The sequence below is a fragment of the Mesobacillus sp. LC4 genome (genome assembly GCF_053543455.1).
On record NZ_JBGCUB010000008.1, the window covers coordinates 60457 to 81590 of the forward strand.

15 protein-coding genes are annotated in these 21134 nt (G+C 36.7%); 13 read left to right on the plus strand and 2 right to left on the minus strand.

The genetic code is table 11. The annotated features are described in order from the left end of the window. Positions 1–15: 15 nt before the first annotated feature. Positions 16–750, minus strand: coding sequence for an SDR family NAD(P)-dependent oxidoreductase (locus AB5I83_RS20140; RefSeq protein ID WP_448977987.1), 735 nt, complete (start codon positions 748–750; stop codon positions 16–18). Between the two features lie 323 nt (positions 751–1073). Here AB5I83_RS20140 and AB5I83_RS20145 point away from each other — a divergent pair, with 323 nt between their 5' ends. From AB5I83_RS20145 to AB5I83_RS20205, 13 genes are all read left to right on the plus strand, one after another. Beyond that, positions 1074–1940, plus strand: coding sequence for a nitroreductase family protein (locus AB5I83_RS20145; protein ID WP_448977989.1), 867 nt, complete (start codon positions 1074–1076; stop codon positions 1938–1940). Positions 1941–2320: 380 nt separating this feature from the next. Continuing rightward, positions 2321–3247: an ABC transporter ATP-binding protein gene (locus AB5I83_RS20150; RefSeq protein ID WP_448977991.1), complete on the plus strand. Its 927-nt coding sequence runs from the start codon at positions 2321–2323 to the stop codon at positions 3245–3247. Continuing rightward, positions 3244–4335 carry an ABC transporter permease gene (locus tag AB5I83_RS20155; protein WP_448977993.1) on the plus strand — a complete coding sequence of 364 codons (1092 nt, stop codon included), beginning with the start codon at positions 3244–3246 and terminating at the stop codon, positions 4333–4335. Before AB5I83_RS20150 ends, AB5I83_RS20155 begins: the two co-directional genes overlap by 4 nt. A 393-nt stretch (positions 4336–4728) precedes the next feature. Continuing rightward, entirely contained in the window at positions 4729–5667 is a 939-nt protein-coding gene (locus tag AB5I83_RS20160) for a DNA/RNA non-specific endonuclease (RefSeq protein ID WP_448977995.1), read from the plus strand. A 230-nt stretch (positions 5668–5897) separates the two neighbouring features. After that, positions 5898–6200: a helix-turn-helix domain-containing protein gene (locus AB5I83_RS20165; RefSeq protein ID WP_448977997.1), complete on the plus strand. Its 303-nt coding sequence runs from the start codon at positions 5898–5900 to the stop codon at positions 6198–6200. Positions 6201–6224: 24 nt separating this feature from the next. Next, complete coding sequence (locus tag AB5I83_RS20170) at positions 6225–6458, plus strand: hypothetical protein (RefSeq protein ID WP_448977999.1); 234 nt, start codon at positions 6225–6227, stop codon at positions 6456–6458. Positions 6459–6869: 411 nt separating this feature from the next. Continuing rightward, positions 6870–8024: a hypothetical protein gene (locus AB5I83_RS20175; protein WP_448978001.1), complete on the plus strand. Its 1155-nt coding sequence runs from the start codon at positions 6870–6872 to the stop codon at positions 8022–8024. 6 nt (positions 8025–8030) lie between these two features. Next, a complete protein-coding gene (locus AB5I83_RS20180; protein WP_448978003.1) occupies positions 8031–10079 on the plus strand; it encodes an McrB family protein in 2049 nt (682 codons plus the stop codon). Further along, complete coding sequence (locus tag AB5I83_RS20185) at positions 10063–11886, plus strand: DUF2357 domain-containing protein (RefSeq protein WP_167830522.1); 1824 nt, start codon at positions 10063–10065, stop codon at positions 11884–11886. Before AB5I83_RS20180 ends, AB5I83_RS20185 begins: the two co-directional genes overlap by 17 nt. Positions 11887–12180: 294 nt before the next feature. Continuing rightward, entirely contained in the window at positions 12181–13665 is a 1485-nt protein-coding gene (locus tag AB5I83_RS20190; protein ID WP_448978005.1) for an ATP-binding protein, read from the plus strand. Further along, positions 13658–16468: a Z1 domain-containing protein gene (locus AB5I83_RS20195; RefSeq protein WP_448978007.1), complete on the plus strand. Its 2811-nt coding sequence runs from the start codon at positions 13658–13660 to the stop codon at positions 16466–16468. The genes AB5I83_RS20190 and AB5I83_RS20195 overlap by 8 nt, the downstream gene beginning before the upstream one ends. Then, positions 16450–17472, plus strand: coding sequence for a PD-(D/E)XK motif protein (locus tag AB5I83_RS20200; RefSeq protein ID WP_448978008.1), 1023 nt, complete (start codon positions 16450–16452; stop codon positions 17470–17472). Before AB5I83_RS20195 ends, AB5I83_RS20200 begins: the two co-directional genes overlap by 19 nt. After that, a complete protein-coding gene (locus tag AB5I83_RS20205; RefSeq protein ID WP_448978010.1) occupies positions 17469–19235 on the plus strand; it encodes an AIPR family protein in 1767 nt (588 codons plus the stop codon). Before AB5I83_RS20200 ends, AB5I83_RS20205 begins: the two co-directional genes overlap by 4 nt. Here the strand turns inward: AB5I83_RS20205 and AB5I83_RS20210 are convergent. After that, positions 19232–20881 carry a DNA cytosine methyltransferase gene (locus AB5I83_RS20210; RefSeq protein WP_448978012.1) on the minus strand — a complete coding sequence of 550 codons (1650 nt, stop codon included), beginning with the start codon at positions 20879–20881 and terminating at the stop codon, positions 19232–19234. The two genes, AB5I83_RS20205 and AB5I83_RS20210, sit on opposite strands and share 4 nt — an antisense overlap. Positions 20882–21134 lie beyond the last annotated feature (253 nt).

Below are 21134 nucleotides of genomic sequence, written 5' to 3' on the forward strand. Positions count from 1 at the left end.
CTAGTATAAATTGACTTATTGAGCGGAGAAACCGCCGTCAATGACCAGTTCAGCACCTGTGATGTAGGAAGCATCATCTGAAGCCAGGAACAGTACGGCGCGTGCCACGTCATCGGCTTGTCCAAGTCGCTGCAAAGGTGTGGCCATAATCAGGCGCTGTACAACCTCACTGGATTCTGACAAGTTTTCCGTCATAGGTGTTTGGATGACACCAGGGAATACAGTATTCACGCGAATTCCAAACCTGCCATAGGCCGTGCTTGCTGCACGGGAGATGGATCGAACAGCACCTTTTGAAGCAGTGTAGGTATTCACTCCCATACCAACCATAGCAGTATAACTTGAAATATTTACAACAGCCCCTTTGTTTTGCTTAACCATATGTGGGAGCACATGTTTCATGCCAGCAAACGGACCAAAACCATTGATTCGCATCATGATATCCCAATCTTCAATCGTCGTTTCGTCCATCTGCTTTTCAGTTGCAATACCGGCATTATTGATCAAGATATCGATTCTTCCATGATCAGCAATAATCTCTTCAACTGCCTTTTTCCAATCTTCCTCAGACATTACATTCAACAACTTGCCTTCAATGGAATCATGCTGACTGACTACATCAAGCAGTTCCTTATTAATATCAGCGGCAATGACATAAGCTCCTTCTTCAACAAAAAGCTCAGACATTCTTTTTCCCATACCTGAAGCTCCACCAGTAATCAGCACAATCTTGTTATCAAATTTCCCCATCTTAATTCCTCCCTTTGGTTTGTTCATTCATATTATATAATGTTTATTACTTTGCGCAAAGTAATAAGTTTTTCCAATGGAGATGTGATCATTGCTATTGTTTCTTGCAAGTTGTCATTGGAATCGTAATCCCATTCATTAATGAATATAATGAAGAGATGGAGTTGGTCGTTATGGGGAGAAGCAAGTGGCCGAATCCTTTCCACTCTATTTAGTTATGTAAAAAGAAGATGATTTCCAAGATTGGAACATGGTAAGGTAGTACTGGGGTTATTCTGTTGGAAGCATTGAGTACATCCCTTTGCTCCCAATGAAAGAGGTGTATGATGAATAATAATAAATCTGCCATTGAAATAATGAAATATCGGCAATCGATCAGAACATATGATACAAAAAGGCTTTCTGAAACTGATTACCAAAGGATCAAAGAATACATAGCATCTGAAGACAATTTAATAGGACCTTTTGGCAATAAGGGCCGCATTGAGCTTATTCAGATTACCAACAATGTTTCAGAAAAAGGGATTAAGCTTGGCACTTATGGATTTATTAAAAATCCGCAGGTCTATCTGGTCGGTCTGTGTGAAAATAAGACCTACTCCTTGCTGGAATTCGCTTTTACATTTCATAAAATGGTGATTTATTTGACAGAGCTTGGACTGGGGACATGCTGGATGGGGGGCACTTTCAGCAGAAATTCCTTTGAAAGAGAAATTCAGCTTGCAGAAGGAGAGTTCATTCCATGTATCACGCCATCGGGCTATTCTCAACAAAAGCAAAGAGTTTTCGATAAAGCACTTCGTTATGTAGTGAAAGCAGATAATAAAAAACCATGGAATCAGTTGTTTTTTGACGGGAATTTTGCAAGTCCGCTTGATAAAACAAATGCCGAACAATTTGAGATTCCCATCGAGATGGTGAGGCTGGGGCCTTCAGCATCAAACAAACAGCCATGGAGAATTCTATTGTCGGAAGATCGGCAACAGTGCCATTTTTATATTGAACATACCCCGAATTACAGCACCAGGCTGGGATATGATATGCAAATACTCGATATTGGCATTGCGATGGCTCAGTTTGAGTTGGCATGCGATGAACTGGGAATCAAGGGTCACTGGAAGATTGAAGAACCTGGACTAGAGCTCCCGAACAGTCTGACAGAGTATATGGTTAGCTGGACGCTGGATTAAAAAGCAGAAATACCTGGACTTTGGAAGTTTTATCGCTGTCCGATCAGTAAAAAATGAGCTGAAGAAATCACCTCTTTATTAATAATAAAGATCTATAATAAAATATAGCTCTAGGGATACTCATAAAGTTCACTCGAAACGCAGGCGCGTTTTCTCCGTAAGGAACTTCCCCATTAATTTAAGGATATGAAAATAAAGAGACGGCAATTTTATCACTGCCGTCTTTTTGCTTGAAAAAAATCTATTCATTACTGTTGAGATCAGTTTTTGAAGGATTACAGATCTTTTTATGGAATATAAATCATCATGCAAAGAAGTTTCGGAATTACGCGGAAAATGAAATGAAAATGATCACAATTGCCATTCAATGGAGGCTTATCATGAATTACGAGAGTATAGTTGATGTAAAAGGGTTGAAAAAACAATATGGCAGCTTTACTGCTGTTAAAGGCGTTTCTTTTCAGGTGGAAAAAGGAGAAATTTTCGGACTGCTTGGTCCGAATGGAGCTGGCAAAACGACCACAATCGAAATGTTGGTTGGCCTTAGAAAGCCAGACGAAGGAACTGCCATACTTTCAGGCTACGATGTGATCAAAGAAGTGAACAAAGTCAAAGAGGTAATCGGTGTACAACTCCAGTCGACCTCCTTGTTTGAATTGTTAAAGGTAGAAGAAATCCTGCATTTGTATGGAAGCTTTTATCCGACTCATGTTGATATCAATGGACTAATAGGCGATATGCTGCTGACAGAGAAGAGGAAGGATCGAATCAAAGGGCTATCGGGCGGACAAAAGCAGCGTCTTGCCATCGCACTGGCGTTGATCCACGATCCGGACGTTATATTCCTTGATGAGCCAACAACCGGACTTGATCCCCAGGCAAGAAGGACTCTTTGGGATATCGTCCTCCGTTTGAAAGAGCGAGGAAAAACCATCATCCTCTCGACGCATTACATGGATGAAGCCCGTGTGCTCTGTGACCGCATTGGTATTATGGACCAGGGAGAATTGATTGCTCTTGATACACCACAGAATCTAGTTAAAAAACTTCAGTCCACGAGTTCTGTGGAATTCCATTTGAGCAATCCTCCAGAGCAAGACTGGTTCATGAAGATGGATGGAGTAGAGGAAGTGTCGATCAAAGACAACTTTGTCCAGCTGTATACGGATGATGTTCAAGTCACCTTGACCGCTTTGATACATGCATCTGCTGAACATCCATTCAAAATTGAAGACTTACAGACACGATCGGCGACATTAGAGGATGTATTCATCCACATGACCGGAAGGAGCATCAGAGAATCATGAGGGCTTATTGGCAATTAACGCTCGCACAATTACGGATTTTTGCACGAAACAAACAGGTTTTGTTCTTCACTTTGCTTTTTCCGATCATCCTGATGCTGGCCCTTGGAACTTTTGCCGGAAATGACAGCAATCTATCTCTATCAGTAGGACTGATCGACCAGGATCAAACAGCTGCTTCAAAGGAATTAACAGATCGTTTTTCCATAAATGAGGGGCTTGTGGTGAAGAAGTTCAAGAATCTTAAAAATGGGAAAGAAGCCCTGAAAAATGGAGACATCCAGCTGTTCATGGAAATTCCAAAAGGATACGAAGCGAAACTGGAGGACCAGAAAGAGTCTTCAACACTTCCTGTCTATTATAATGAAAAAAACCTCACAACCTCAGAGCTCGGCCTAACTGTTGTCAACGGAATCATTGATCAATACAGCAAGGAGCTTACCGACTACAAGCCTGTCGTAACGATTGAAAAAGTGGGAATCAAAGCACTGACCATCCGTTATGTTGACTTCCTAGTTCCAGGAATCGTCGCCATGATGATCATGAGCAACAACATGAACGGAGTCGCCGGCCAAATCTCCGCCTGGCGTGAAAGAGGGATTTTGCGAAGAATGCAAGGAACGAGACTGAAAGCCTCCACCTTCATCGCCGCACAAATCACCGCCCGCCTGCTGCTCAACGGAACCCAGGCGTTGCTCGTCGTTCTTATCGCCCATTTTATCTTTAGTATTCATGTCGCTGGATCCTGGCTTGCCTTGATTTTCTTCATCATCCTTGGCACACTAGCTTTCATGGCACTCGGATTCATTATCGCCGGAATCGCTAAAAATCCAGAAAGCGCCGGCCCGATTGCAGGTTTCATTACCTTCCCGATGCTGTTCCTTGGAGGAGTGTTCTTTCCGATTAATAATATGCCCGACATCATCCAGCCAATCGTTAAAATCCTGCCAATCGCCCATTTGAGCTCCGCCTTGAGGGAGACGATGAACCTTGGTACACCATTCCTCCAATTAGGGACAGAAACACTGATCCTTGGTGGTTGGTTAATTGGCGGCTTCATTGTCGCAAGCTATGTGTTTAAATGGGAGTAGGCCAGTGAGCTGGTGAATTCAGCTCGATCAGGGTAGGAATCCAGGAAAGCGTCAAAAGAATATATGTTGTAAAATATAGTTATCTTTTTCGATTTAACGAAAACTAAACACTCGAAAGCCATTGCGACGATAACACTAGCATAAATAGTAATAGTACAGCCTTATCTCTTGGGGGATAAGGTTTTTTTGTTGCTTGAGTTCATAAACTTTCAGGGATCGATGCAAAAGAATTCTCATAAAGACTTTTATTGAATTTAATATTGTACACTTCTAACAAAGGATCAACTGAAATAAGTTATAATGGAATTTACTATTTCCAATAGGTTAATAACGTTAATTTATGTTACCATTTTGAGATATGAACAATATGAATTTTTTATAGGAGAATCTTAAATGAAAAAGAAAATAAACTATTTAATGTTACTTTTAACGACCATTCTTATTGTTGGTTGTACCAGCGTAGATGAGCCATCCGTAACAGATGGAAAAAAAGAGTCACAAGAAGTAACTACAGTTAACACAAATGAAGATAGTGAAAAAGAAGAAACAACCAATAGTGTGGATGATGAACCAGCAGAAGAGGAAACACCAACCCAATCCAATAATGAATTGTTCCAAGGATACAAACTTATTGAAGTGGATGGCGGTGATTTGTCTGGATATCGTGAACCAAACGTCGTTGTTGACATTGGTTTTGGAGACCGGGAATATTGGGCATTTACCAATGAATACGGGCAGCTAGTACGTGTCGTAGCTGACGAAATCATTCTCCAAGATGACCGTAACGAACCAGTATTATCTTCTGGCCGATACTACTCTGATGAAGCAAAGGTTCCCGGTGTCGTAAGTGACGTTTTAGATGAAGGACATGTGATTGCTGATTCTCTCGGAGGGGTATCGAATGCATATAATATTACCCCACAAGATAGTGCACTCAACCGACATGGTGATCAAGCTTATATGGAAGAAGTGATCCGTAAAGCAGGCGGAGCCACTCATTTCGAAGCAATCATAACATACCCGAATAATCAAACGCAGATACCTTCAAGCTATAAGTATACTTATACTTTAATGGGTAACAAAATCGTTGATGAATTTTACAATGCGAACCCTGAGGTAGTAAATGAATCAACCGGTTCAACAGAAAGTGAGCCTTCCGATTCAACCAGTTCAAACACAAACGGTGATATTTCAAGCGTTGATACAAACGGTAATGGACAGGTGACGATTAAAGAAGCAAAAGACGCAGGTTTTAGCATGCCGATCACAAGTGATCATTGGTTATACCAATATATGGACGATCGTGATAATGATGGTATGGTTGGGGAGTAGCCTCTAGAACGGAGCCCAATTCGTAAAAATAGATTGTTTGGAAATATAAATCAAGATGACTATCCAAGCAGACTTTTAACGTAATATTGTTTGAATCGAGCGGCAGCTATAGGTTGTCGCTTTTTTTGTTATTCTGCATAAATGTTGGACAAGGCAAACAAATGGTCATTATAGTGCGTGGTCAGCGGTTTTCCTTAGGTATCTAATGGTTGTAAAAAGGAGTAACCGCCTTGGAAGAGAAACAGCCCATTAGATTTGGCCACAAACTAAAAATGTTACGTAAAAAACAATTCCTAAGCCAAGAAGATTTAGAAGAACTAAGTAAACTCAACAGAAAATACATAAGCAATCTAGAGAATGATCTATCTAGTCCTACGCTATCTACCTTGTACAAACTAGCCGCAGCATTGGGCATAACATTTATGGAACTCGCTCAGGAAATTGATGAAGTAGAAGAAAACCAAAATTACCTTATCAGCGCTACAAAAGAGGTAGAAGAAATAAAGGCTATGCAAAAAAATAAGAAGAAGTAGATTCCCATTCCACTGGAGGTAGCTATGCAGACAATAGATTTTATTGATCGAAAAGTTTCCCGATTCATGAATGAGTATAACGATGAGATTGAGATGGAAATCATTAAGTATCCAGATCATTACAAAGTAGTTGTGACGATTTGCCAGGAAGAGCCGCCGTTTAAGGATTTTATTGGGATTGGGAGTGATAGAAGGAGTGGGAGGAGAGCGGCTAGGAGGGCTTTAAATGATTTATATTTGGAAGCTTATAGCGAGTAATAGACTGACTTATTCAAGCTAATGAAAATAGATTACTATTTGGTATGTACTCAATTCAACACTGTGTAGCCGCGACAAAAATTAGACTATGATTTGAGCCTTATCCCTTCTGGGATAAGGCTTTTAAAGTAAAGACAGTACACTAAAATAATAACTGATTTCACGACGTGGACACATATGCGTACATGTATTTTCAATAACCACGAAAAGAAAGTTTAATCTCTTATTTTTATAAAAGGTTTCACATTCATAACTTTTTCTCAATAACCAATGTCGAACCTTGTAAAATATAGTAAAATATTAAGGTGTATTGTAATTAGTAAGTAGGGGGTTAAAATGTGCAATTTATCTATTAATAGTCTTAGAGGATTAATAATTTTTTAAAAATGATACTTTTAAGGGGGCTAGAAAATGACAGAGAAAGATTTATGGAAATGGATTCTTGATAATTTTTCTGATAATGGTGTTGCTTCGATTGGGCGAAAACTTGGATTGAAAATACCTGGATTTCGACAAATCAATCCACAACAGAAAAATTTTAAAGTTTTGAGACCGAAACTAATAAATGAAGCACTTTCTCCAAAAAACCTTGGTGATTTAAAGGGTTTTTTTAATTCGGTAGCTCAGGGGGACGAGAAATTTTTAGAGCATAGAGGGAAAAATAAGGAAGAATTACAAACCTTAATGGAAGAAGAGATAACGCCATCTATATTACTAAGTGTCCTGCTCTCTAGTGATGATGAGAATGATATTAATAAAGCTTTGGAGCTAGCTGAGCAGTTGATTGAAGAAGGAAGACTAGATCAGATGGAAAAGTATGCTGAGGACAACTTTGGAGATGAAGATGGTAGTGAGGAAGAAGTAGAAGATGAATCTTCTGTAAAAGATGTAGACCTAAAGCAGCTGCAGCAAAAAATTGCAGCGCTGGAAAAGAAATTAGTCAAGTCGGAGCAGAAAAATGAAGAGTTAAAAGCAAAGTTAATCGACGTGCAGAATGCTCTTAATTCGGAGAAGAAGCTGTGGAAAGACGAGAAGAAGGGACTTACACAGGAGATACATACGCTAAAAAGTCAGCAGGGGGGCTTAAAAAGCTCTGCAGATGCAGCTTATGCTGAGAGAGATTCAATGGAGAAAAAAATGGAACAGCAAAAGGGCATCATGAAAAAGAAGGATGAAGAAATCTCAAGGCTGAATGCTATAATCTTAAATTATAAAACTCAAAAGAAGAACAGTCCTGAAGAAGAAAGTGTTATAGGTGAAACTGTAAATGCAGGACAAGACCAGCCTTCAATACAAGAAGAGATCAGAATTAATGTTGCAGTAATCGGAGATCCAAAGAATTCAAGGGTGCAAAGGTACAATAAATTTAATCTGAATATTATTGAGTCCTCGGATATCGAAGATGAAAAACAAAAAGATATTTTAGAAGTAGCCGACCAAATTTGGCTCTTAACCTACAAAATTCCAAGAAGTGTTCAAAAACGTTTAAGGGGAGTTTTGAAGGATAGAGACACTCAGGAATTCGCAACTTTTATAGACTTAGAGAAACATATGCAGAAAGGATAGATTCAATTGAACAAATCATGGAACATTGATGTAGTGGGAATATTGGCAGATGAAGAATATGTACTAAATACAATCGACAAACAAGCAGTTTATATTAATAGCCAAAACGTAATCCAGTTTTTCGTTAAAATTATTTCAGAAGAACCGGAGAGCTTCCCAAATATAAAATTAGTGACTTGCTATGCAACTGATCTTGAGAGATGGGGTTTTGAAGACAATTATCATGATCATCCGATTGATCGAATTCGGGCATTACAAGACTTTCTACAAGATAATTTAGTTGTTTTCAAGCCTCAGCGCAAGGTTCTATACGATCATACGGAAGTTTACGTAGGGCGAGAAATCAGATTGATTCCAAAATCAGAAAGCTTCCACAATGGAGTTTCCTTGGTCCCGCTTCCTGTGTTCAGCGAAGAAGAGCATGGCAACTCCTATTCAGAATTCCTGGATCGGCTGCAAAATCGCAAGTATATTGGCCGAGTGGACAATGTTACAAGTGAAGCGAATGATACTCCAAAATACATCCTATGGAAAAATGAAGAGGAAGAATACCGAGTTTATGGGGAATTCACCGGCCACCATTATGCACATGGAGGGTTTGCTTTCTCTTCTAATGATTCCATTCGTACGATGCCATTCAATGATGAATGGCTTGATGATTGCTATGATTATGGTGAGAATGTCATGTTTGTCACCTTTGAGGTCTTCTCTGAAATTGCTGAAACGATTCCTTCTGCAGAGCAGCTTAATGAGTCGATTGGAAAAGTCAAAAGTGAAGTGGAAGAGGCAGCAGGCCAGGTTGCTGCAAGTGTAGTCGCAGAACCACCTACTGTAAAAAAACAAGAGGAAAAAAAGCCAGTCACACAAGTACAGCCAGAACCAGAAAGAAAACCTGATCCGAATATTCCTACTGAATCAGAACAAACAGAAGAAAGACTTATGGATGAATTTATTCAGGTAACTCGCGAACAAGGACTCCTTTATGATTTGACGGATCTATACAACTTTCATACCGCAATGAAGTCATCCAACCTGGTTATCTTAGCGGGTATGAGCGGAACAGGAAAATCGAAGCTGGTTCAGGCTTACTCCAAAGCTCTTGGTCTGTTTGACAGTCATCAAATGACATTCATTCCGGTAAGGCCAGCATGGACGGATGATGCAGATCTAATAGGATATGCAGACACACTTCACATGGTATACCGACCTGGGGATTCAGGCTTAATCAATGCTTTGATGAGTGCAAAGGAAAATAAGAAAAAGCTTCATATCATTTGTTTCGATGAGATGAATCTTGCGAGAGTCGAACACTACTTCTCACAATTCTTGTCCGTCCTGGAAAATGAATCAGGTCCGCGCAGGGTTTTGAGACTTTATAATGATGATTTAGAGAATAGACTTTATAATTCGGCACAATATCCACCTGTCATCCCGATTGGTGACAATGTCGTATTTGTTGGTACAGTCAACCTTGACGAATCAACATACCATTTCTCAGATAAAGTACTGGACCGGGCGAATGTCATTTCTTTGAATGTACTTCCATTCGAGAATTTAAGGACACTTTCCGAGGAAAACAAGAATGCAGCCGAGGAGAAACGTGGGCCGCTTAAGAAAGAAAAAGAGTCAGTCACTTTCGAGATTTATGACAGCTTTAGAAACAATAACCGTGACATCCAGTTGTCTGAGCAGGAGCTTTCACTGCTATGGGAAATTCACCAGGAGCTGCAAAGTGTTAATAAAAACATCGGAGCTGGACCGAGAATTGTACGTCAGATTGACATGTATCTGAAAAACCTGCCGAACAATCAAGCATTATCAAGGCAGGATGCACTTGACTTGCAAATCGTCCAGCGGATCATGACCAAGGTTAGAGGACCGGAAGAGCAATTGAAGAAGTTTCTCGGAACGTATGACGCTATCAATGACACAGTTACAGATAGCAAATTGGCAGATATCCTTGATACCTTCCATGATGTCTCCGAATTCTATGAAACGAGAAACCTGATCATTCAAAAGGCGAAAGAGTTGAAGTTCAATGGATATACTCTCTGATGGCTTTGAAGTAATCCTTACACAAAAGCGAGGGGAACACGAAGCTCCTTTAAAAATTGAGCACTTCTTCACCAGCGAACTCGATTTTTATGAAAAAAGGGAGGAACGTTACATTGAGGTTAAAGAAAACATTGAACTTGCCATTACGTTTCGTTCCAAAAAGAAAACCGCTCGTCTTTATATGGATGGACTGGATACTCTTTCAGAAAGATTACTAGAGGTGGATCCCCTCGAGGGTGAGGTTTTCCTTGCCCCTTCAGATCAGCCAGTTACGTTATTCGCAAATAATAATGACTATTATCCGTTGATTCCAGGTTTTTATCGGATAGTCGTGGATCATGGTGATAACCGATTCTATAGCTGGGTCAAGGTTATACCCAAGCAAATAGAGGAAACTCAGTGGGAAGTAATGAGGAATGAAGTAGAAAAAGAGCTAAGAGGACTAGCTCGGGATGTAATCCTTAAAAAAACAGGGATGAACACAGGACATGAGGGTATTTCACAGGGATTACTAGGTCAGTTCATTGTCATCAAAAACCGATTTCCTTCTGTCATGACGGCACTAAGCGATCTATACAGGAAGGTGAATTATAAAATCAGTAAGGATTATGTCCTTGTTCCCAAGGAGAAATCTCGGCTGATTGATGAAAGAACAATCCGGCATCGTGTAAGTCATCCAGAAAATGAACATGTCCTGAAAACTCCTGTCAGCGCAATCACCTATGACTTGCCTGAAAACCGATTTGCCAAAAAGATAATCCATTCGGTAGCACATACTCTATCGGACTTCATTGAAGCGGTGGAGCAGATGGAGTATAGTATCAAAAGCTCAAGTCAATTTGGGGATTTCAGGACACCATTAGAAAAAGACAGGACATTGACTGAGCTTGAAAGATTGAGTGAAATGGCAGGCAAAATGAGGGCAGCAATCCAGTGGATAAAAACTGCACCATGGTATGAAACAGTCGGCAGCTATAAATCTTCTGTTCCTCCATTTGTCATGAACAGCGATCCTAGATACAGAGCGCTTTATCAGCTGTACCGGGAACTGAACAATGAGCAGATCCAACTGATAATGGATAAGTCTTATTCTTATCAATGGAAGAGGACAGATAAACTTTATGAAATTTGGGGCTATATCCAGTTCATTAAAGCTCTTAGCAGTGAAAAAGGCGGATTTAACCCTATCAAAGGATGGGTTTTCAGCGAAAATTTCGATGGCCAAAAGCTTCTAGTCCCGACACTTCCTTCCGATACTGAGGTAGTATTCCATAAAGGCGAACTACGGATTCATTTAGTCTATGAAGCACTGTTGCCAACACAAAGCCGTTTGACTTCGAAACAAAAACCGCTCTATACACGCGGTACACATACATGCCCAGATGGACGAATCGATGTCTACAAGAATGACGCCTTCATTGGCAGTATCATTTTCGATTTCAAGTATAGGCCAAGACACGCAATCTGGAACCAAAATCTGATTTATTCGAATCAGCAAAATAGTGTCATGAAACAACTTGTCAGCTACGGGGATAACTTACATTCACCATTCTTGTTCGGAGATGGAACCAACCCATTTCTCTCCGCTATCAACATAAGTCCTGTACAGGAAGTTTGGGCAATCTTCCCGAATCGATATAGGGCTTCAGCAGGCAATCAGGATTACCCAGATCACAAGCTGAGTTTGATTGAACTGACACCAGGATTCGATAACTCCCACCTGGTTGATAAAGTAGTAGAAACAATAGATAAACTTACACAGCGGAGCGAACAGATCATGAATATGCTTCAAGGGCAGAGGAGTTAATATATGGGCTAGTGCCCATTAAAGGAGAAGTTAAAAAGGCTGCACCAATTACTGGTGCAGCCTTTTTACTTCATCAGGAGTATGTGAATAAAATAATAAAGCTAGTCATTATACATATCACTACTATTCAAGGAAACATCCTGTTAATTAAGTCAACCCTATAAGCGTTTCTATTATAAATACATTAAAATTTATAATTTTTCTATTTAAAGTTTGGTAAAATAATGGATATGATATATTTATAGTGAATATTGCTTAATTTATATAGATAATCAGATATTAGGGGGATATAGCTTGCAAAATTTTGATAGTGAGATTGTTTTACCTGATGCTGCTCCTTTAATAAATTCATTACGAGCAATTGGTTATAGTTTGGAAACTGCCATAGCAGATATCGTAGATAATAGCATTGATGCTAAAGCTTCTATTATAAAAATACATATGGTTTGGGATAGTGATAGGAGTTATGTTCGTATAGAAGATAATGGCTTTGGTATGAGTGAAGCTGACTTGGTACTGGCAATGAAGGTTGGTTCAACTAACCCAAATAATGAGAGAAAGCAAGGCGTACTAGGTCGATTTGGTATGGGGTTAAAGACCGCTTCATTTTCTTTAGGAAAACGGTTAACAGTGCTAACACAAAGAAATGAACAGTCCTTTACACGTTGTTGGGATTTAGATTATATAGCAGACACAAACAAGTGGAATTTACTTAAAAGTCCCTTTGATTCACAGTCTAGTGAGATATTAGGTATTGTTGAAAACACAACAGGCACTGTTGTGTTAATTGAAAACCTAGATAGAGTTGTCGAGGAGCCGTATACACCTAAAAAAGTTCAGAAGTTTTTTAATAAAGTAAGTATGGTTGAAGATCATTTGTCAATGGTATTTCATAGATTTTTAGAGGGTCCCAATAAGATACAAATATACTTGAATGAAAACAAAATCTTACCTTGGGACCCTTTTTCAAGCAAGGAAATTGCCACTCAAGAATTACCACAAGAAACGGTTTTAATTAAAGACGATACTGTTGTGATTCAGCCATTCATCCTTCCACACCACACTAAGCTAACACAGGTAGAATATGAAAAGGCTGCAGGACCTAAAGGTTGGTTAGAACAACAAGGTTTTTATATCTATAGAAATAAGAGACTTTTAGTAGCTGGAAGTTGGCTACACCTTTTTGGACGAGAAGAATCATATAAGTTAGCACGAATTAAATTAGATATTACGAATAAGTCAGATTTTAATTGGCAGATAGATATAAAAAAATCAAATGCAAAACCTCCACAGGAATTAATAAGTATACTTAGGAAAATCGGAGAAAAGACACGAAAAAAATCCCATGAGGTTTTTTATCAAAGGAGTGTCGGTAAATCATCCGTAAATAGCAAGATAAATGATTATATATGGGAGCAAGTCTCAACAAAATCCACTTCTTATTTTCGTTTAAATAAAAATAATAGCTATTTAAAAGACCTTTTTGAGTCTAATGAAGATTTTGTAGCAAAGTTAAAGTTTTATTTATTCCATGTTGAGGAATACTGTCCTGCTAATCTAGTTTCATTTAACGTAAATCAGCCAGCAATAGCAATAGTGGAGGATATAACACCCGAACAAAAAAATAAGATTAAAATGCTAATTGACATTTTTAGAGAGAATAACTATAGCTTGGATGAAATAATGGAGCAATTGGCAAACTACAATAGCTTTAGTTTACATTCAAAGGAAGAATTAAAAAGTATTGTTCATGAGTTAATAGGGGGCCATTATGTATAATGATGCTAGAGATACTGCATTAAGAATCTTAGAAAAACTTAATATGCATGACATAAACCTAATTGATGAGATAATTAAAGCTATCGATAGGGCTAGTGTAGTATTCGAATTAACTGAAGACGAAAAGATTCATTTAAAAGAGGACCTAATAAAAAGCCTCAATATAACAATGACCCATAAAAGCATATTGATGAATCACAATGATATTGAACATATACCTTGGCTACTTGCAAAGAAGCATTCGATAAAATTTAAATATTGGAATAGGTATAAAAAGTATCTATTGTCGGAAAAAAATTGGTCTCCAAATGTCGTGAACTCACTTGACGATACTAGTGAATCTATCATTGAACTTTTAGAAGATCCTTCAGTGGAAGGTAGAAAATACGACAGAAGAGGTTTAGTTGTTGGTTATGTACAATCTGGAAAAACAGCAAACTATACAGCTGTAATAAACAAAGCGTTTGATGCGGGGTTTAAATTAATTATTGTGCTTGCAGGAATGCACAATGATTTAAGATCACAAACGCAAATGAGACTGGACGAAGAAGTTTTAGGCTATGAAACTAGCAAAGATAAGCTAAAAGATGCACTAGAAAATCAAATGAACGCTATTGGCGTAGGTAAGCTTTTTGGAGAGAATTTCTTCGAGGTATTTTCCTTAACTACTAGGGATCAAAAAGGAGATTTTTCTGCGAGCAAAGCAAAAGTAAATATACAACCAAAAGTCCAACCGCTTTTATTGGTTGTTAAGAAAAATGTAAGTGTATTAAAAAGTATTTTAAAGTATTTTAGAACAACAAGTCCTTTGGCTAGGCTCAGTGATCCAAATGCTCCGTTTAAGACCGTACCCAATATACCTTTTCTTATGATAGATGATGAAGCTGACCAAGCATCTGTAAATACTGCTGAGATATATGATGATAACGGTGAATTGATACCTGACTATGATCCATCTAAAATTAATGCATTAATGAGAGATATATATAATACCTTTGAACAAAGAGCATATGTGGGTTATACTGCAACTCCCTTTGCAAATATCTTTATTAATCAATATGGGTCAACTAATAAACATGGTGAGGATCTATTTCCCAAAGATTTCATCATTAACCTGCCGAAACCTTCGAATTACGTTGGTCCATCCGAATTTTTCTTATTAGATTCAGAGGATGAAGTATCTGCTAAACCTCCACTAATAAAAGAGATAAATTATCATGAAGAATTTTTACCGTTTAAACATAAAAAAGACCATGAACCTTATATTCTTCCGGATTCTTTAGTAGAAAGTATTTATGCGTTTATTATTTCTACTACTATTAGAAAAATAAGAGGGCAAATAAATGTTCACAACTCAATGTTAATTCATACTACTAGGTTCAAAGATGTTCAAAAGAGAGTAAAAGACTTAGTTGTGGAAGAGGTTAGAGAAATTAAAAATGACGTTAGACTTAGTAATAAACTAGGCCCGCATTATTTAGGAATTAGAACATTTTTTGAAGCAGAGTATAACACCAGAAAATTAGCTGAAATAAGAGTAAAGTTCCCAAATCATTTTGACGATACCCTTGATACCAACATTACATGGGAAATGGTGGAACAAGAGCTAAAAGCAACAATTGACTCTATTAAGATAAAAGAGATAAACGGTAATAGTAAAGACTCTCTAGAATATAACGATTATAAAGAAACAGGTTTAAACGTAATTGCCATTGGTGGAGATAAGTTATCAAGAGGGTTAACGCTAGAAGGATTGACCGTAAGTTATTATTTAAGAGCTAGCAAAATGTACGATACACTTATGCAGATGGGAAGATGGTTTGGATATAGACAGAATTATTTAGACGTTTGTAGGATTTATACAACAGGAGAGATTATCTCTTGGTTTCAACATATCGCATCTGCAACAGAGGAACTTAGAGGTCAATTAGATTATATGGCAGAGATAAAGGCTACGCCGAGTGAATTCTTACTAAAAGTACTGTCACATCCCGATATGTATATTACTAGTACATTAAAAATGCGTTCTGCAAAACAAATAAAAGTTGATTATAGTAATGAACTTATCCAGACTACTGTATTTCCTATAAATAGTAATAGTTTTCACAAGAAAAATTATGATGCAGTATTAAGCCTGGTATCAAACATTCAAAAGAAGTATACAACGAGATTTTGCAAAGATATAAGGGTGAATTCCGGAAAAAATGACCATCACTACTGGGAACGTGTAGGATATGAACATATAATTAGTTTTTTGGATGAATATCAAACTGTCTCATCCGCGTCTAGGGCAAACAGCAAAAGCTTGTCTAAATATATAGAAAAAAGAGCGGAGGAACACGAACTTTTGAATTGGACGGTTGTTCTTATTAATGTTGGTGAAAATAAAAACAATTTTGCTAATTTAAAACTAGGAGAGGGTATAAAACGTAAAGGTATAGAGTCAAAGGGAAGGATAGACTTTACATCAATAAAAACTCTAACTTCTGCAGGTCATGAGTTTTACGACTTCAATGATGATCAATACAAGGCAGCGCAAGAGATACTTGATTTAGAAAAAGGCAAAAGAAACAAAAAAGCAGCTTCGAAAAAGGCTAGATCTTTACGGGATCCTAAAAATGGGTTGCTAATATTGTATCCTTTAAGCCATGGACCACTCGACAAGTACACATTTACACAAGAAAATAAACCATTTGGTTTTGCAATCTCTTTTCCAGAAAGTAAGAGTGAAAATACTGAAGTTGACTATGTTGTTAATAGTTCACTTGCTGAGGATGAAGAATATTGGACAGAATTGGATTAACATATAAAGAAATCGACAATAGTATTGCAGTTAGTGTTTTGCTAGAATCCCAATTGAAGGCAAGACTCATAAAAGATCTTGTTTTTACGTCGATATTCATTGCAATAAACACTGAACATAAGAGGCTTTTTCTCTTAGGATTAACTAGGCTAATGGAAAAAGATACAATAGAAAAATTACCGACATGGAAGGGTATTAGTATATATCAAAAAAGAATGTTTAATCCTTTAACAAATAAGGACGGTTGGTTCTTAGTTTTTGAGCAGCAAGACTTAATCTCTAATGGAATTTTTGAATACCTTGTTGGAGATATAATAGAATTTATAATAGAGTCAAATAACCAAAACCATCTTGAATCTAGGTTAAAAAAAGTTTTGTTTAAATGGCAGGCATTTTTTTTAAAGAATAGTACAAATGTATTATCAGAACAGCAGCAACAAGGGCTTTTAGGTGAACTCATATTCCTCCATCAAATGCTTGTATCAACAAATAATCCAAGAAGGATATTATCATCTTGGTATGGTGTTTATAAAGAAAAAGTGGATTTCCAAATCGAAAATTTCGGTGTAGAGATAAAAACATCTAGTTCAGGAAAACCATATAAGGTAACGATTAGCGCTGAAGATCAACTAGACCAAAATTTAGATTTATATCTTTACTGTATTATGCTTGAAAGGTCCAAGAGATTGGGTATAACTGTACTAGAGTTAATCAAGGATATCAGAACAATCCTCATTGAGCACCCTGATGTCTTAGCTGAATTCAACAATAAATTATTTCAAAATGGAATCATTGAACCGAATTTAAGTGAGGAAAATTTAATAAAATTTATAATAAAAGATTCCTTCTATTATTCAGTTGAAGATGAGTTTCCTAGAATTACAAAAAGCATACTACCCTCAGGAATCTTAAATGTTAAGTATCAGCTTTCATTAGATAGCTGTAATTCATTTAAGGTTGAAGAAGAACAGGTTCTTTATAAAATAAAGGAAGTTATTCAATGAAACTAGAAGATTTTATTGCAACATTCGCCGAAGAAATTGAGAGTCAATATGATATGGCTTCAAATTCAGAACAGATATTTGTAGAAAAGATGGGAGAGTATCTTTCGGAAAATGGAATTATCTCCGATATAGAGCTGAGTTTTGGTCAAAAATCTAGCCAAGGGTTAAAAGTTAACGCATATTCTTATAATGAAGAAAATGAGACTATCAATATATTTATAGCCGAATACGATAGATATAAATTTGGTAAGACCATTAGTAAGGCTAATGTTGAAAAGTCACTTAAAAGAGTTGTTAAATATTATTCAAAGTCACTTTCAGGGATGAAAAATGAAATGGAAGAAACTTCAGAGGATTATCCACTTGCTCAATTAATATATGAGCAACATGGTAAATTAATTAAATCTGTTGAGTTTTTCTTGCTAACTAACAACATATATAAGACAAATGAAAAAATAGTAATTCCTGAATTAAAAGGAGTAAAATCGAAATATCACATCTGGGATATTGAACGACTGTACCAGTTGATAAATGAAAACCAAGGATTAGACAATATCGAAATAAACTTTGAAGCTCAGTTTGGTAAAACGTTTGAGCTAATTAAAGTTCCTAGTAATGATAAATCCCAGTTCGATTGTTATATGGGTTTTATACCGGCTGATTTATTAGCAATGTCTTATGAATCATGGGGACAACGACTTATTGAGAGGAATGTTCGATCATTCTTACAAGCAAGAGGGAATGTTAATAGAGGTATAAGGGATACACTAAGGAAAAACAAAGAGATGTTTGTTGCTTATAATAATGGAATATCAACCGTTGCAGAGGAGGCAACATTTGAAATAGTGTCTGAAGGGAGCAACCTCTTTAAAGTTAAAAATATTAGAGGTTGGCAGATTGTTAACGGAGGCCAAACTACTGCTTCCGTTTTTCACGCACTAAAAGAAGGCATCCAATTAGCTGATGTTTTCGTTCAAATTAAGTTAACAGTTGTTCAATCTGATATAGGTATGCATAACATTACAGCAAAGATTTCAGAATATGCTAATACACAAAACAAAATATCAATGTCAGATTTAAAAGCAAATCATCCTAGTTTAATTAATTTAGAAACTATTTCAAGAACTACTTGGATCCCATCAAGTGATGGAGTTAAGTCAAACACAAAATGGTTTTTCGAGAGAGCAAGGGGCCAGTACTTAGTAGAGGTAAATAGACAAACTACACCAACTAAAAAGAAAGCTTTCCAAAAGGAAAATCCTAAAAATAAGGTACTCAGTAAAACGAATATTGCAAAGTATTATATGTCGTGGAACCAATGTCCTCACATTGTTAGTAAGGGTGGAGAGACGAACTTTGAAGCGTTTATTGGTCTCTTAGAAGAGAATGATATTAATGTCGATTCGGTATTTTTTAAAGAAACCGTTGCGAAAGGTATTCTTTTTAACACCTGTGATAAGATAGTAAAAGAATTAGATTTTGCCGGTTACAAAGCAAATGTAATAACTTATACTATCTCAATGTTATCTTATATTTATAAAGAAAAGTTGGATTTTCTAAAAATATGGGAACAGCAATGTGTAAGTAATGAGCTTCAGAATAACCTTAGATACATAGCCTCCTACACTTGGAAGCATATTACTAACCCTCCTATAGCTGGGACTAATGTAACTCAATGGTGTAAAAGAAAAGAATGTTGGGATCGATATGTTCTAGAACATTATTCAGACATAAAAAAACATATAAAAGAAGCAGTTCATTAATTTTGAACTGCTTCCTTTTCTTTATTAAGTAGCTGCACTAACGATTTTTGGGGATTATCATTAAAGCTACAAAGTATACATTCCGCTACAGCTCTACCCAGTAGTGGTGGAACAGCATTTCCTATTTGTTGATATTGTGAATCTTTAGTACCAATAAAAATATAGTCATCAGGGAAGGATTGCAATCTAGCTGCCTCTCTGATGCTAATAGCTCTATTTTTATTTGGATGAATCCACATGGATTTCCGTACATTTACAACGGTATTACAGACATCTTTATAATCTAACCTTTTATAGATTGTATTTTGAGTTCTTTTAGTGTCGGTATAAGTTGTTTTTAAGGAATCGTCTAAATCATGGAAGTTTTGGCCGGGCTCCAGACTTTCAAATCTTTTTAGAGCTGTTGTTGTTGATTGTGTAACAACATGATTAAATAGGCACTCCACATCAGCATTTAAATACTTGTTTAGTGGATGATCTAACCTTTGAGTCTTTTTAAAATTTGTATAATCCGTTGCTGAAAAACTAGGCTGGAGTTCTTCGATATCTGCAATAGCATGGCCAATATTAAAAAATTCTTCCCTAGATATAATTGAATCAGGTAGTAAGGGTTTAGAGTTTTTATGACCAATGATAAAATATCTGTTTCTTTCTTGTGGAACTCCATAATGAGCAGAATTCAAAACATTATTATCTAACATATAACCAAGTGACTCAAAAGTTTTTAATAAATAATCAATAACGGTAAACGTGTAGCCCTTTACAAAAATTCCTTTTTCGTTCTTAATAAATGCGGTTGAACACTCGATTTTTTTCTCCAGAATTTCTTTAAATATTAAGGTTATACTATGTATCTCTATTATTTCTTTCGCCTGAACTAGAAGAGATGAAGTACAGTCCTCGTTATTTAAACTCATTTCAATACTTAATTTAAGATTATTTATCAGTTCCTTAAGTTCACCATTATTATAAAAGTTAAAATGCGTATCCCAATCTCCAATATACCGATTAAAGAAACTCAAGTTTTTATCAATAAACCCTTTTACACTCTTATGTTTTTTTATGTACCTAACAAGTGATTTAAGCTTAGTAATCAAGTTAATATCTACAAATGCTTTCGAAATAACTTTTTCATTAAATAATGTCACTAGGAGCTGATTAAGAGAATCTGAATTGCCAATAAAGAGGTCTTCCTCCTTAATTTGAATACCAATTGAAGATAATTCATCTAATTCTCCAATAGTTACAAAAAATTTGTGTTTCTCGGAGCCAATTGTTTTCACATTTTCCATTACAAAAGCAACCGGATTTACCTCTTTTATTGCTCTTACAAACTCTTTTACTAATAGATTATTATTCGAAAACAACTCACTCTTTTGTCGGTTAGCATTAGAAAATCCTTGACAGGGAGGTCCTCCGATTATAACTGAAACTTCTTTAAGTTCTGGGTATTTTTTGTGGTCCAAAAAATTTATAAATCTAATATCTTGGGTATTAACTTCTAATTTATGGTTTTGAGAATAGGTCTTAGCTGCATTTTCATTTATTTCAATTGCCATTACAGTTTCAAACCTACCTGTTTGATTGAATCCAAGACTTAATCCTCCAGCACCGGCAAATAAGTCTAAAACTTTATATTTTTTCATTTAATCCACCTTCAACTTTTTATAAAAACCCTATTATACTATTATAAATTATAACTGTCGATTTGTGCAGCTACAAAAACTGCCTATTATGATATATTATTTCGGTCGCAGAATACTTTAACTAAATGACACTTGAGTTAGGGGTCTAAGGAGGTAGCCGCAATTATCTAGTGTTTACCGGCTATCAGCTTTAGCAGTTTGGACTTTTAACATAGCTTATACGGCCATGAAGTCTCGGTCCAAAATGAAACAT

Coding starts and splice junctions, on each gene's coding strand:
- AB5I83_RS20140 (WP_448977987.1), bottom strand. CDS start 750: ATGGGGAAATTTGATAACAAGATTGTGCTGATTACTGGTGGAGCTTCA.
- AB5I83_RS20145 (WP_448977989.1), top strand. CDS start 1,074: ATGATGAATAATAATAAATCTGCCATTGAAATAATGAAATATCGGCAA.
- AB5I83_RS20150 (WP_448977991.1), top strand. CDS start 2,321: ATGAATTACGAGAGTATAGTTGATGTAAAAGGGTTGAAAAAACAATAT.
- AB5I83_RS20155 (WP_448977993.1), top strand. CDS start 3,244: ATGAGGGCTTATTGGCAATTAACGCTCGCACAATTACGGATTTTTGCA.
- AB5I83_RS20160 (WP_448977995.1), top strand. CDS start 4,729: ATGAAAAAGAAAATAAACTATTTAATGTTACTTTTAACGACCATTCTT.
- AB5I83_RS20170 (WP_448977999.1), top strand. CDS start 6,225: ATGCAGACAATAGATTTTATTGATCGAAAAGTTTCCCGATTCATGAAT.
- AB5I83_RS20175 (WP_448978001.1), top strand. CDS start 6,870: ATGACAGAGAAAGATTTATGGAAATGGATTCTTGATAATTTTTCTGAT.
- AB5I83_RS20185 (WP_167830522.1), top strand. CDS start 10,063: ATGGATATACTCTCTGATGGCTTTGAAGTAATCCTTACACAAAAGCGA.
- AB5I83_RS20195 (WP_448978007.1), top strand. CDS start 13,658: ATGTATAATGATGCTAGAGATACTGCATTAAGAATCTTAGAAAAACTT.
- AB5I83_RS20205 (WP_448978010.1), top strand. CDS start 17,469: ATGAAACTAGAAGATTTTATTGCAACATTCGCCGAAGAAATTGAGAGT.
- AB5I83_RS20210 (WP_448978012.1), bottom strand. CDS start 20,881: ATGAAAAAATATAAAGTTTTAGACTTATTTGCCGGTGCTGGAGGATTA.